We start from the raw sequence: 14211 nt of genomic DNA, 5'->3' as shown, positions 1-14211 counted from the left end.
GTCAGGGAGTTGGGTCGACCGTCCCGCCGGTCTGAGCCAAAAGGTTGCCCAGCCCCACCCGGGTCGCCACCACGATGAGCAGGTCACCGGCGCACAGCACGTAGTTCGGCGGCGGGCTCCAGACGGTCTGCCGCCCGTCGTCGGTGGTGACCGCCAGCACCCGGACCTCGCCGACGTCCTCCGCGGAGCCGACCGGCCCGCCGTCGAGGTCGGAGGCGGCGACCACCGGCACCTCGGCCAGCAGCAGCACCTTGCGGTCGACGGGGATGGTGCCGATCACCTCGCGCTCCAGCAGCGCCGCCGCGAAGGCCGGGGCCGCGAGGAACGACACGCTCCGCGAGGCGGTGATGCCGAACGCCTGCTGCACCCGGTGCGCGAACGCGCCGTCGAAGAGCCGCAGCACGACCCGCAGGTCGGGCTTGAGCTCGCGGCTCTCCAGGGCCGCCTCCAGGTTGGCCTGGTCGTCGGTGGAGACCACGACCAGCGCCCGGCTGGTGTCCACCGAGGCGGCGCGCAGCGTCGCGACGCGGCTGGCGTCGCCGACGATGAACGGCACGCCGCGGTCGCGGGCGGACTGCGCGCCCCGGGCGTTCTCGTTGCGGTCGATGACGACGACGGGGACGCCCAGGTCGACGAACGCGTGCATGACGCGGGTGCCGACGTTGCCGAGCCCGACGAGCACGACGTGGTCAGACAGCGGCTCCCGCAGCCGGCCGAGCGCGATGGCGAGCTTCGCGTTGACGATCGTCTCGACGACCGCCGCGGTGATGACCGGCACCAGCGCGATGCTGACCAGGCTCAGCAGGACCGTGACGAGCTTCTCGGGCCAGCGCGCCTCCAGGTCGGGGCCGGCGCCGACGAGCTCGGACAGCAGCGTCACGTAGGCCGCGTCCCACCACGGGACGTCCCTGAAGCTCGCGATGATCGCGGTGCCCGCGGCGAGCAGGCCGGCCATGATCAGTGAGGTCGTCCAGAGCCGGCGGCCGACGAGTCCCTGGTACGCGCGGAACGGGTTGCGCAGCCACCGCCAGCGGCGCCGCCGGTGCACCTGGCGGATGTCGTCCTCACGGGCGACGACGGTGCTGACGGGCTCGCCGGTCGCGACGGCCAGCACGAGGTCCGCGGCGCTCTGGTCGGCGGGGAGCAGCACCGGCTCGCCGTCGCCCTCGGTCACCGCCAGCCCGCAGATCACGTCCTCCGCCCGCACCTCCGGGCGGCGCGCGACGAAGAGGGTGCGGCGCGCGACGCGGACGTGCACCGGGGCGACCTCGCCGAGCGCCTCCGACACGAACGCGGGCGCCGCCATCTGCGCGTCGGACAGGACGCGGAGGTCCGCGAAGTTGCGCCGGACGCTCTGCCCGAGGCGCAGGTTGAACATCCGGATGACGAACCGCAGCCCGGGGTTGACCTCCTGGGCCTGCAGCGCCGCGTCGAGGTTGCCGATGTCGTCCTGCTTGACCAGCGCGAGCGCGTCGGCGGTCGCCAGCCCCGCGAGCTCGAACGCCTCCCGGTCGGGGTTCGCGGCCTCGATGATCCGGCCGCCGCGCTCGCGCAGCAGGCGGGCGATGTCGGGCCCGTGCCGCCGGTCGACGCTCGGCAGGATCGCGGTGACGCGCACCCCGTACTGGTGGATCAGCTCCTCGATCAGGCGATGCGCGAGGGGGTCGTCACCGCAGACGACGATGTGTTTCGTGGCCGCGAGCCGAGGGGGCCGGCGCGGATCCGAGAAGGGCTCGACCCACCACGGACGGGTGATCGCCTGAGCGTGGGGAAGGCCGCTGCGGAGCCGGCGCATCAACCACGATTCGGACTCCACGGGGCGATCCTAACGAAGATCACCAACGCCCGGGGTCCCGCTCGATCGACAACTGCCGCGTCACTTTGTCCGGGTTGGTCGTTGAACAGGCGATCGGATTTGTCGACCAGATTGGTTTACGAGGATGAACACGTGGTTTCGCCGGGCGGTCGGCACCGTCGGTGTGGCCGGCGGCATTTTGCTGCTCGGTGCCGGTGCCGCACACGCCGATGACGCCCTGATGCCCGGCCAGCTGGACGATCTCTTGTCGCCCGCCGGCGGCCCCAACAACCAGTCGCTGCAGCTCGAGGCGCACGGCTCCCGCATCGACACGAGCGCGGACAGCAGCACGCAGGCGGGCCGCCGCACCACCTCGACGCGGCTGAGCAGCCCCCAGCTGTCACGCCCTTCCGGCAGCTCCCGGCAACTGCCCAGCGTGCTGGACATGATCCCGACCGAGATGCTGGGGCTGCCCCGCGCGACGTCGAGTAAGGTCTCCAACCTGCAGTCGGTGCCGAACCAGCTGCCGGCCGAGGACTCGGGGGCGGCGCTGCCGCTGGTCGGTTCGCTGCAGCAGTTCGGTCTGCCGGGGGTTTCCGGTGTACCGGTCGCCGCCGGTGACACGCTGCACGGCACGTCGATCGCCGACACCCGCACCGCGTTCCCCGGCGTCCCGGGCGAGGCGACGAGCCTCCCGCTGGGCAACACCGCCGGCGGCGGGCTGCCGCTGGTCGGCGGACTCGGCGGCGGCACGGGCGGCCTCCCGCTGGTCGGCGGGCTGCCGGTGCAGGGCACGCTCAAGCCCGTCGACGACCTCGCCGTCCCCGTCGGCACCGGCGGCAAGCGCTCGGGCAACCAGCGGGTCCAGCGGATCTCGGGCACGGAGGCGGACTCGGGCCTGCCCATCGGCGAGCTCCCGCTCGGCGGCAGCGACGTGCTGAAGAACGACTCGATCACCGGCGTCCCGGTGATCGGCGGCGTCGGCCCGACCCCGGGCGTCAGCACGACCGCGGTCGCGAACCGTCTCGTGCCCACGACCGGCGCGCTGCCGCAGGCCGCGAGCCAGCTGCCGCTCGTCACCGAGAAGACCTACGCGCCGCGGCACGCCTCGGCGTACACCCCGCGGCACTCCGCCGGCCCTTCCGCCGCGGCCTCGGCGGGCGCTTCGGAGGAGGCGCTGCCGGTGGTCGGCGGGCTGCCGCTGCTCAACGGCATCGCCGGCGGCGACCTCCCGCTGGTCGGCGGGCTGCTCGGCGGCCGCTGACCGTCGTCGCACAAGGAACGGCCGGCGGTCGCCGACCGTCCACACAGCAAGGCCGGCGGTCACCCGCCGACCATCCACATGAGAAGGGCCGGCGGTCATCCGCCGGCCCTTTCTCACTTCCGTAGCGGCGCCCCGGCGTCGTGCAGGTGGCGCAGCGCCTGCGAGTAGGAGTCGACGAACGTCGCCGACAGGTACGGCACGCCGATCTCCGCGCAGTACCGCTCCACGATCGGCTGCGCCTTGCGCAGGTTCGGGGTCGGCATGTTGGGGAACAGGTGGTGCTCGATCTGGTAGTTCAGGCCGCCGAGCAGCACGTCGACCAGGACCCCGCCGCGCACGTTGCGGGAGGTGAGCACCTGCTTGCGCAGGAAGTCCAGCTCGTCGTCGCCGGTCAGGGTCGGCATGCCCTTGTGGTTCGGCGCGAAGGTCAGCCCCAGGTACAGGCCGAACAGCCCCTGGTGGACCGCGATGAACGCGACCGCGATCCCGGGTGACAGCAGCGCGAAGACGGCCACCAGGTAGGCGACGAAGTGGCCGTACAGCAGGAAACCCTCGAGCTTGGAGCGCTTGATCCTGCCGATCGCGCGGGCGCTGGACACGTGCAGGTTGAACCCTTCCAGCAGGAGCAGCGGGAAGAACAGCACCGCCTGCCAGCCGCCGATGAGCCGGGCCAGGCCCTTCGCCTCGCTCGCCTGGCGGGTCGACCAGACCAGGATGTCGGGCGCGACGTCGGGGTCGTGCTCCTCGTGGTTGGGGTTGGCGTGGTGGCGGGTGTGCTTGTTCATCCACCAGCCGTAGCTCATCCCGATGCCGAGGTTGCCCACCAGCATGCCGAGGATCTCCGAGATCCGGGACGTGCGGAACACCTGCTTGTGCGCCAGGTCGTGGGCGACCAGGGCCACCTGGGCGAACGCGACGGCGAGCACCGCGGCGGCCAGCAGCGCCCACCAGGACGAGCCGATGAGGGCGAGGGCGGCCCACCCGCCGGCGTAGAGGGCACCCACCAGGGTGAACCGCAGGGCGTAATAGCCGGGGCGGCGGTCGAGCAGACCGGCCGCACGGATGTGGCGGGACAGTGTCGTGAAGTCTGAGGTGCGGTCGGCCAGCAGCGTCATGCGTCCAGCCTCGCGATCGCGGGCCTCCGGAACGAGCCGGGCAGCCCCGCTGTTTGTGGTGGTGCTGCCCCTACCCTCAGCCCCCGTTAGGGTTGGAAAGGTGCCAGTGCTCATCGGCTCCTACGCCGACCAGATCTCGTTCTTCGACGACGACTTCAAGCCGTCGGCCCCGCCGATCCGCGCGTCGTCGCCCTCATACCTGGCCGCCTCCGCCGACGGCGGTGTCATCTACACGGTGGCCGAGCTGGACGAGGGCCACGTCGCCGCGTTCCGCCTCGACGGCACCCCGCTGGGCTCGCTGCCGACGGGCGGCGCCTCCCCGTGCCACCTCGCGGTCGCCGGCGGGTTCGTCCTGTCCGCGAACTACCAGGGCGGCAGCGTCTCCGTCTTCGCCCTCGACGCCGGCGGCGGCCTGGCCTCGCGCACCGATCTCGTGCAGCACACCGGCAGCAGCGTGCACCCGGACCGGCAGAGCGCGCCGCACGCCCATCAGGTGACCGTGCGGGACTCCATGGTGTACGTGGTGGACCTCGGCCTCGACGAGATCGTCCACTACCGTCTGACGCCCTCGGGCGTCCTGGAGCGGCAGCGCGCCACGTCCGTCACCCCGCTGGGCAGCGGGCCACGGCACCTGGTCCTGCACCCCGACGGCCGGGTCTTCGTCGCCAACGAGCTCACCTCGACGGTCGCCGTGCTGGACCGCGGGTTCGAGGTCCTCGACGTCCAGCCGTCGGTGCTGGTCCCGCCCGCGGGCGACAACTTCCCCAGCGAGCTGCTGCTGTCGGCCGACGGCACGCGCCTCTACGTCGCCAACCGGGGCAACGACACCATCACCACGTTCGCCGTGACCGCCGACGCCCTGTCACCGCTCGACGAGGTCTCCACCGGCGGCACCTGGCCGCGTCACTTCGCCCTGCTCGACGGCGCGCTCGCCGTGGCCAACCAGCACTCGGACACCGTCACGCTGCTGGAGCTGGACCCGGCCACCGGCGTCCCGCAGCCCGGCCGGACGGTCCTGGAGCACCCGTCCCCGAGCATGGTCCTGCACCTGCGCTGAGGCCCGCCTCAGGCGCTCGCCTCCTTGACCACCATCGGCTCGGCGTTGAACTGCATGGCGTCGAGGGCGGCCCGCAACCTGGGCAGGTCGCCCTCGGCCAGCTGAAACGACGCCCGGCAGATCTTGTCCACCCACAGCGACACCACCACCGTGCCGCGCATCGGATGACACGTCACCCGCATGGTGCGGTCGTCTCCCCGCACGTCCTCAAACACGTCGCCCGACTTGGGCAGCGCAACCAGCTCACCCATGTCCTCCATGCTGCGACACTGAACGCTCGTTCTACAAGCCTCCGGGCGGCTTCTCCCCCACCGCGTCATCCGCCGCAGCGCCGACCGCGCGGTCCCCGGCCGCTCCCTCGCCAGGCACGAGAGAGCATCGCGCCGGGTGGAGGCGGGCATCCGCCGGTGCGGGCCGGGCGGTCTCAGGCGGCCTCGGTCAGCGAGGCGTTGCGGGCCTCGAGGACGGCGCGGATGTCCTGGGTGCGGTCGGGGTCGGAGGTGGCCGCGGGGTCGGTGCCCGCGCGGGTGGTGTCGGTGACGCGGGCGTTCTTCGTGCGCTGCTGCGGGACGCGGCGCTGCTTGCGGGTGACGGTGGAGGCGGTGATCGCGGACTGGCGGGCGGCGTCGAGCGTGTCGCGCAGCTCGGCCGCCTCCTCGGCGACCCCCGCGGCCTCCTCGGCCAGGGCCTGGGCGGCGACGACCGCCACGTCCGCGGCCTTCACGGCGGCGCGCTCGGCCGCGGCGGCCGCGTCGTACAGGCGGCGGGCGCGGCTCTCGGCGGAGCGGCGCAGCTCGATCTCGCGGGCCTGCAGCTCGTGCAGCGGGTCCCAGCCGGACGCGCCCTTGAAGACGGACTCCAGGGCGTCGACGGTGATGTCGCCGCGCTTGAAGGCGGCGAGGGCGGCGCGGGACACCTCGCGCTTGCTCTCCTCGTCCTCGTCACCGGCGTCGCCGGCGGTGGCCGCGGCGGCCGCGTTCAGGGCCTCCTCGTAGGCCTTCTGCGCCACGTCGAACGTCGTCCAGGCCACCTCGCGGGCCTGCTGCGCGGCGAGGGCGCGGGCCTGGGCCTCGCCGACCTCGAGCTGGGCGCGCTTCGCGGCGGCGGCGGTCGCTGCGGCCTGACGGATCAGCTCGCCGGCCTCGACCCGGAGGCGGGCGCGCTCGGCGGGGCTGAGGCTGGCGTCGGCCTCGGCGACCTCGGCCCGGCGCTCGGCCCGGTCGATGCGGGCCAGGCTCCAGCGGGACAGGATCGCGGCGAAGAGGATGAACAGCACGATGACGCCCATCAGCGCGGCCCAGACCACGAGGGCGCCGGTGACGGGGTCGAGACCGAGGATGCCCCTGCCGCCGTCGAGGGTCCAGGGCAGGCCCTGACCCGAGGATGACCCGTGCGTGGCGGGTGCGGAAAGAGCCACGGCGCGACCTCCGGCTGTGCGTGTCGCTACAGCGTAAAGGTCATGACCCAGGCAGAGCGACCCATCGAAGGGTGACAATCCGATGAAAACCCGGACACGAATTGTCACGCCCACGCGTAAAAGGGCCGGTCAGCAGGGGTAACCCGGCGACGGACAGTGATGATCACCACGGCGCAGTCGGTCAGTTGTCACCAGAACGTGATCGTGGCTGGTAAATCGGGTGTCCCGCCGGCGGGTGATCGCTAACGTGCCCGCCATGTGCTTGCGTGTCGTGCTTTCGCCGCCCATCCGCTAGCGGGCAGGCGAAGGACCCGGAGAAGCGTCACGGCCTCGCGCCGCGACGCCGGTGACGGCTGCCCGAATCCCCAGCTCTGGCAGCGTCACGACAATTCGGGAGTAAGACATAAATGGGACATAACAGAGGACTGTTCTGCATCGCGTTCGCGGGATTGGCCTGGGGTGTCGGCGGGTTTGTCGCCGCCGTTCTGTACGACCGCAGCGGACTCGGCCCGATCGCGGTCACGTTCTGGCGGTACCTCGGCGGCATCGCATTGCTCGCGGCCATTCGGCCATTCCAGAAAAACGGACAAAAACCACTTAACAAGCGCCGGTTGGTCCTCAACGGGCTGGGCATGGCGCTCTACCAGACGGCGTACTACGTGGCGATCGACCTCACCGGCGTCGCCGTCGCCACGGTCGTCGTGCTCGGATCGGGGCCGGTGCTGGTCGCGATCGGCGACCGGATCCTCTTCAAGGAGCGCGCTAGCGTCCCGACCGTCGCCCTCGCGGTGACCGGCCTCGTGCTGCTGGTGGGCGTCGACACCGTGGACGCGGCGGGCCTCGCCGTGGCGTTCGTGTCCGCGGCCGGCTACGCCGGCGTCACGCTGCTCAACCGGGCGGGCAAGGAGGACCCGTTCGACTCGGCGCTCGGCGGCTTCGCGGTCGGCACCGTGGTGCTGCTGCCCCTGGCGCTGCTGGAGGGCCTGCTGCCGACCAGGGGCGGGACCGGAGAGACGGTGGCGCTGCTGGCGTTTCTCGGGGCGGTGCCGACCGCCCTCGCCTACGCGCTGTTCTTCGCGGGCCTGACGGTCGTGAGGGCCACGACCGCGGCGGTCGTGGCCCTCGTCGAGCCGCTCGCCGCGGTCGCCCTCGGCGTGCTGGTCCTGCACGAGCCGCTGACGGGCTGGTCAGCGGCTGGTGCCGGACTGTTGTTGCTGTCGGTGGTGGTCGGTGGTCAGTTGGAGCGCCGCAGCCGCACGACGGCCGCCACCGCGAACGCCCCCGCCGCCACGGCCGCCGCCAGCCCCCACCACCAGAGGTGGGAGGACTCCCGTTCCGGAGCGGCGGCAGCCGCTCCGGACGCGGGTGGCGGCGACTGTGCGAGGCGCGACGTCACCACCGCCGTGGCGGAGACCGGGTTCGCACCCGGCCCCGTGACCTTGACGGTCCACGTGCCCGGTGAGAGCACCGGGCCCGAGGTGTAGAAGCCACGCCCCTCCGCCGCAGCGTTCAGCTGCAGCGGACCCACCGTCCGGCCGCCGTCCGCCGAGGCGGTCAGCACCAGACGGATGTCGCCCTCGGCGGGGCGGCCGTCCGCACTCAACGCGCGGACGGTCACCCCCTCGGCGCCGTCCCCGGCGACCTCGAGACTGAGGTCGCCGGGGGCGAACGTCAACGCCGCCATCATCAGCAGCGCGAGCACAACCTTCACAGCTTGCCGTTCTTCTTCACCCGGCTCGGGTCCACGTCGAGCCGGCCCGTGCCCTGCAGGGACTTGCCGGCATTGGCCTTCACGCCGGCGTTGCTGGGCGGGGTACCGCCGAGCCGCAACGTCATCGCGTCCGCGTCGCGGATCAGCGTGTCGCGCACCTCGGCCTCGGGCACCAGCTTGGCGGTCAGCAGGCCACGGAAGGTCGCCAGTTCCTTCAGCGCCTTCGTGTCGTTGCCGTTCGCCTCGAACTTGCGGACCTTCGCGAGCTGGTCCGACAGCTGGGTGTACGCCTTGCTGGTCAGCCGGCTCGTCGCCTTGAACCGGTCCAGCAGGTTCTGCATGTCCCGGAACGAGGTGGTGACGAAGAACCGGACGGTGCTGGTGGTGGCGTTGCCGGCGTTGTCGGTGCCGACGACGACCAGCTCGTGCAGGCCGAGGTCGAGCTCGTACATCGCCTGCAGGGTGCCGGTCTGGTAGGCGCCGCCGTCCAGCGAGCCGGTGACGGACCTGATCCCGGAGACCGGGTCGATGGCCTGCCAGGTGACGCGGACGTCCTGGCTGTCGCCGTAGAGCTGGCCGTCGGCGAGGCCGGCGACGATGACCGTCGGCGCGGTGCCGTCGATCTTCAGGATCGCCGACTTGAGCGTCTCCGCGTTGCCGGCCGCGTCGGTGGCCTTGTAGAGCAGCTCGTGCTGGCCGTTGCCGGTGACGTTGACCGGCGTCGTGTACGGCGTCCAGGGGCCGCCGTCCAGGGACCACTCAACCTTGGTCACGCCGGAGCCGGCGTCGGTGGCCGCGAGGGTCACCGGGGTGGCCCCGTTGTGCCAGCCGGCGTCGGACGCCGGCGCGAACGCCGCCGTGGTGACCGGCGCGGTCGCGTCGATCTTCACGGTCGCCGTCTGCACGGCGGAGACGTTGCCGGCCTTGTCGGACGCGCGGAACTTGACGCTGTGCGTGCCGTCACCGCTGATGGCGACCGGGGCGGTGTAGGCCGTCCAGGTGCTGTCGGCGTCGACCTGGTACTCGATCTTGTCGACGCCCGAGCCGCCAGCGTTGTCGGTCGCCGCGAGGGTCACGGTGACCGGCCCGGTGTACCAGCCGTTCGACTGCGGACCATCCACAGTGGACGTGGCGACGGGTGCCGTCGTGTCCACCACGGCGGTGCTGATCCGGAAGTAGTCGAACGATGCCGGCTTCGACGCCTTCTGCCCGGCGCCGAGGGTGTACAGGCCCACCTTGGCGCTGTTCGCCACCGCGGCGTTGGTGAGCGGCTCCAGCGCGGTGTAGGTGACGCCGTCCGCCGAGTACGAGGCGGTGTAGACGTTACCCACCTTGGCCAGGCGCAGGTACCAGACCGCGGCGGTCAGGTTGTTCGCCCCGGGCTGCGGGTTCTGCACGGCCCCGGCGATCTCGCTGCGGAACTCGATGCGCCGCGAGACCGTCTGACCCGCCTGGTTGTCCGCGACGAAGTCGAACTTGACGTAGTTGTCGTCGTCGCCGTAGACGATCAGGCCGCCCTGCTGGTACTGCTCGTTGAACAGCGAGCCGTCGATCTTCGTGTCCAGCGTGAAGTCACCCGTGGGCGCCTTCTGCAGGATGAAGTTGGACGGGTTGGAGTTGTCGGAACCGTAGACGTCGCCGTTGGGGACGTCGATCTGCAGTGCACCGTTCGCGACCCGGTACTTCGTGGAGTCCTCCCGCACGATGGCGTTCCACCGGCAGTGGTCCAGCGTGGACCCGGTGAACTCGTCGTTCGGGTTGACCGCGCCGGCCGGCTCGTCCGGGACCAGCTGGAAGTAGTCGAAGCTCGCGTTCACGACCGCCGCGGTGGTGCCGCCGTTGAGCGCGAACAGGCCGACCTTCGGGTTGGCGATCCCGGCGAGCGCCGCGGACCGTCCGACCGGGGTGAACGTGGTGCCGTCGGTGGAGTAGGACGCGGTCAGGTTGGTGCCGTCGGAGGCGATCCGCACGTAGTACGTGTCACCGGCCTGGGCGTTGATCGCGTCGGCGCTCTCGTTGCGTGGCGTGCCGGCGCTCTCCCGGATGAACTCGACCCGGCGGGAGCCGCTGTAGAGCAGGTCGACCTTGGCGTAGTTGTCGTCGTCGCCGTAGACGATCAGGCCCGCCTGCTGGTAGTTCTCCGCCGCGGTCAGGGTGACCTTGGTGGTGGCCTGCCACGCGCCGCCGGGTGCCGGCTGCAGCACCAGGTTGGTCGCGTCGTTGCGGCTGCCGTAGAGGTCGCCGGCGCCGGTCGGCAGGATCAGCGAGCCGCCCGCGACGGAGAACGTCTGGTTCTCCCGGACGACCGTCCACTTCGCACGGTCCAGCGTGGACCCGAGGAAGTCGTCGGACTTCGCGCCGAAGCAGGACGTGTTCGGCGCCTCCGCCTTGACGGTGACGCTCTTGTAGCCCTTCGCTCCGCGCGCGTCGGTGACCGTCAGCGTGGCGGTGAAGGTGCCGGGTGCCGTGTAGGTGTGGTTCGCGTTCGCGGTCGTGGCCGAGCCGCCGTCACCGAAGTCCCACGCGTAGGTCAGCGGCGTGTCGCCCTCGGCGTCGGTGGCCGAGCCGGTGAACGCGACGTTGAACGGCGCGGTCCCGGTCGGCGGGGTGGCGGTCGCGGTGACCACCGGCGGCGCGTTGTCCGTCACGCCGCGGCCGATGAAGTCGACCCAGTTCACGTTGTAGCCCGCGCCCGATCCGGTGGCGATGAAGTACAGCGGCCCACTGGAGGTGCTCGGGGTGACGTCGAGGGTCAGGTCCACATAGGTCTGCCAGCCGCCCGTGCCCGGCACCGCGACGGAGCCCACCACGGGACCGTCGAGCGCGCCGGTGCGGACCTGGATCGTGCCGCCGCTGGCGTTGTTGGACGCGGCGCGGATCCGCAGCTGGGTGATGCCGGTGAGGTTGGCCGGGGCGAAGGAGAACCAGTCGCCCTCCTCGACGAAGCCGATGTTCTGGAAGCCGCCCTGCGGGTCACCGGTCGTCTCGGTGCGCACGCCCGGGTCGCCGCCGGCGGTCGAGCCCGGCACCCGCCCGGTGGCCGCGAAGTACTCGGCCTGCTTGCGCTTCGGCTGCAGCTGCACCAGCGACCGCCCGGTGAGCGGAGCGGCACCGCCGGCGCCACCCTTGTCCACATAGGACGCCTCGATGACGGCGAACACGTTCGCGTCGGCGCCGTGCCCGCTGGCCAGGGACGTCTGGATGGTGCCGCTGCAACCGGTCAGCTGGTTGAGCGGGTGGGCGTGCTCGTCGTGGCCCAGCAGGTACTGGACCTGGACCTTCGAGCAGTCGACCGTGCCGTCCTCCGGGTCGGTGACGGTGACGGTGAACGCGACCTGGTCGCCCCACTCGTAGAAGCCGCCGTTGGGCGGCAGCGTGATGGTGACCTTCGGCGCGGTGTTGCCGACGGTGACGGGCACGTTCGCGGTGGCGCTGCGGCCCTCCGAGTCGGTGACCGTCAGCTGGGCGGTGAAGTTGCCGTTGCTCGTGTACGTGTGGGTCGGGTTGGGCTCGGTGGACGTGCCGCCGTCGCCGAACGCCCACGCGAACGTGATCTGCTGCCCGTCGGGGTCGCGGGAGCCGGCGCTGGAGAAGTTCACCGCCAGGGGCGCGGGGCCGCTGGTCGGGTTGGCCGCCGCCTGGGCGATCGGGGCCCGGTCACCGGCGATGTAGTCGATGCGGTAGACGCCGGAGTCGTCGTTGTTGCCGCCGAAGCCGGTGCCCCACTCGATGAGGTAGAGCGAGCCGTCGGAGCCGAACTCCATGTCCATCGGCCGGATCGTGCTCATGCCGGCCAGCAGCTGGTTGATGTCCACAAGGGACTTACCGTCGGCGCTGACCTGCATCGTGTACAGCTTGTTCTGGTTCCACTCGCCGAAGATGGCCTTGCCGTCGTAGTACGCCGGCCACTTCGTCTCGGAGGTGGAGTCGGCGTTGTAGCGGTAGACGGGGCCACCCATCGGTGCGCCGCCGCCACCGATCTCGGGGAAGCGCGGGTTGGCGTCGTAGTCGTAATCGACGGTCGCCGCGATGACCGGCGGCAGGTTCGTCAGGCCGGTGTTGTTGGGCGAGTTGTTGACCGGTGCGGCGCAGTCGAACGCGGGGCCGGCCGGGCCGGACGGGAACGTCCAGTCGCGGTAGGGCACGTTCGCGCCGGTGCAGTACGGCCAGCCGTAGTTGCCGGGCTGCCCGACGATGTTCCACTCGACGGTGTTACCGGGGCCGCGGTTCGGGTTGGGCTGACCGGCGTCGGGGCCGTAGTCGCCGACGTAGAGCGTGTTGGTCTTCGGGTCGACGCCGATACGGAACGGGTTACGGAAGCCCATCGCGTAGATCTCGGGCCGGGTCTTGGCCGTGCCGGCCGGGAACAGGTTGCCCTGCGGGACCGTGTACGTGCCGTCGGCCTGCGGCTTGATCCGGATGACCTTGCCGCGCAGGTCGTTGGTGTTGCCGGAGGTGCGCTGCGCGTCGTAGTCCTGCCGGCCGGCCCGCTCGTCGATCGGGGCGTAGCCGTCGGACTCGAACGGGTTCGTGTTGTCACCGGTCGCGAGGTACAGGTTGCCGGCGCTGTCGAACGTCATGGTCCCGCCGGCGTGGCAGCACGTGTTGCGCTGCGTGTCGACCTGCAGCAGCTGCTTCTCGCTGCTCAGGTCGAGCGTGTCACCGACGGCCGTGAAGCGGCTCAGCACGTTGCGCGGGCCGCCGCCGTTGGGCGCGTAGTACAGGTAGACCCAGTGGTTCTGGGCGAAGCCCGGGTCGAGGGTGATGCCGAGCAGGCCGTCCTCGTTGCCGGTGAACACCGGGATCGTGGCGGCCGTGACGGTGGTGTGGGTGTCGGGCTTGACGATCTGCACCCGGCCGTCCCGCTCGATGTAGAACACGCGGCCGTCTGGGGCGATCGCGAGCTCCATCGGGTTGTTGGTGTTGCTGTCCAGCGTGACCTTCTCGAAGCTGCTGGTCAGCGTGGCGCTGCAGTCCGACTTCAGCACGCCCGCGGCGGTCTCGATGCCGCCGAGCAGGTGCGAGAGGAACAGCGGGTCGCTGTAGGACTCCTGCGTGTGGCCGGCGCCGGTGTACCAGGAGCGCCCGCCGTCGTAGTCGCGGCACCACGAGAACGGGTGGTCCGCGCCCATGGCCCCGGTCCCCGGCGTGTAGCTGGTCTCGTCGAGGCTGGCCAGGACGTGCACCTTGCCGCGCGGGTTGGCGCGGAAGTTGTACCACTCGTCGTAGCGGCTCCAGCGGTCCGGCAGGTCCTTTGTGGACGGGTGCGCCGGGTCCTCGACCTTGATGGTCGCCTGCTGCTGCGCCGGGTGGCTGGTGAAGTACGAGCCGACGAGCTCGCCGTACCAGGGCCAGTCGTACTCGGTGTCGCTCGCGGCGTGGACGCCGGCGTAGCCACCGCCGGCCCGGATGTAGCGCTCGAACGCGGCCTGCTGGGTGGCGTCGAGCACGTCGCCGGTGGTGGACAGCCAGACGACGACCTCGTACTTGGCGAGGTTGGCGTCGGTGAACGCGCCGGCGTCCTCGGTGGTGTCGACGGTGAAGCCGTTGGCGGCACCGAGCTGCTTGATGGCGGTGATGCCGGCGGGGATGGCATCGTGCCGGAACCCGGCGGTCTTGGAGAAGACGAGCACGTCGAACGGCTCGACGGCCTGCGCCTGCGGCGCCTGGGGCGCCTGGACGGGGACGGTTTCAGCGGATGCGACAGCCGGGAGTGCGACGGCCGCGGTCGTGGTCAGGGATAAACAGGCAAGGCTGAATAGCGCGCGTGCCGCGCGCCGGCGTTGGGTGAACACGGAGCTCCTTGTGCGGGGTGGACACAGGTCGCTGCGCAAAGCGGTTCGCCGAAACCG

The 14211-nt window shown here is 71.4% G+C and carries 8 protein-coding genes; 3 read left to right on the top strand and 5 right to left on the bottom strand.

The window, feature by feature from the left end:
• Nucleotide 1: 1 nt before the first annotated feature.
• Entirely contained in the window at nt 2-1816 is a 1815-nt protein-coding gene (locus tag AB0I21_RS46965; RefSeq protein ID WP_360570888.1) for an NAD-binding protein, read from the bottom strand.
• Between the two features lie 124 nt (nt 1817-1940).
• On the opposite strand from AB0I21_RS46965, the gene AB0I21_RS46960 reads away from it, so the two are divergent.
• Entirely contained in the window at nt 1941-3059 is a 1119-nt protein-coding gene (locus AB0I21_RS46960) for a hypothetical protein (RefSeq protein WP_360570886.1), read from the top strand.
• Between the two features lie 113 nt (nt 3060-3172).
• Here AB0I21_RS46960 and AB0I21_RS46955 read toward each other — a convergent pair whose 3' ends face one another.
• Nucleotides 3173-4174 carry an acyl-CoA desaturase gene (locus tag AB0I21_RS46955; RefSeq protein ID WP_360570884.1) on the bottom strand — a complete coding sequence of 334 codons (1002 nt, stop codon included), beginning with the start codon at nt 4172-4174 and terminating at the stop codon, nt 3173-3175.
• A gap of 100 nt (nt 4175-4274) precedes the next feature.
• Between AB0I21_RS46955 and AB0I21_RS46950 the strand changes: the two genes are divergently transcribed.
• Nucleotides 4275-5231: a lactonase family protein gene (locus AB0I21_RS46950; RefSeq protein WP_360570882.1), complete on the top strand. Its 957-nt coding sequence runs from the start codon at nt 4275-4277 to the stop codon at nt 5229-5231.
• A gap of 8 nt (nt 5232-5239) precedes the next feature.
• Here the strand turns inward: AB0I21_RS46950 and AB0I21_RS46945 are convergent, their stop codons facing one another.
• Complete coding sequence (locus AB0I21_RS46945; RefSeq protein WP_360570880.1) at nt 5240-5482, bottom strand: hypothetical protein; 243 nt, start codon at nt 5480-5482, stop codon at nt 5240-5242.
• Between the two features lie 173 nt (nt 5483-5655).
• Nucleotides 5656-6648, bottom strand: a complete 993-nt coding sequence (locus AB0I21_RS46940) for a hypothetical protein (protein WP_360570878.1) — start codon at nt 6646-6648, stop codon at nt 5656-5658.
• A gap of 407 nt (nt 6649-7055) precedes the next feature.
• On the opposite strand from AB0I21_RS46940, the gene AB0I21_RS46935 reads away from it, so the two are divergent.
• On the top strand, nt 7056-8132 hold the full coding sequence (locus AB0I21_RS46935) for an EamA family transporter (RefSeq protein WP_360570876.1): 1077 nt from the start codon (nt 7056-7058) through the stop codon (nt 8130-8132).
• A 223-nt stretch (nt 8133-8355) separates the two neighbouring features.
• On the opposite strand, the gene AB0I21_RS46930 is transcribed toward AB0I21_RS46935, so the two are convergent.
• Nucleotides 8356-14154: a ThuA domain-containing protein gene (locus AB0I21_RS46930; protein WP_360570874.1), complete on the bottom strand. Its 5799-nt coding sequence runs from the start codon at nt 14152-14154 to the stop codon at nt 8356-8358.
• Nucleotides 14155-14211 lie beyond the last annotated feature (57 nt).

The sequence above is a fragment of the Dactylosporangium sp. NPDC050588 genome (assembly GCF_040654975.1).
GTDB lineage: Bacteria > Actinomycetota > Actinomycetes > Mycobacteriales > Micromonosporaceae > Dactylosporangium > Dactylosporangium maewongense.
Note: the sequence above shows the minus strand (reverse complement) of the source record. Positions and strands in the feature narration are given on the sequence as shown.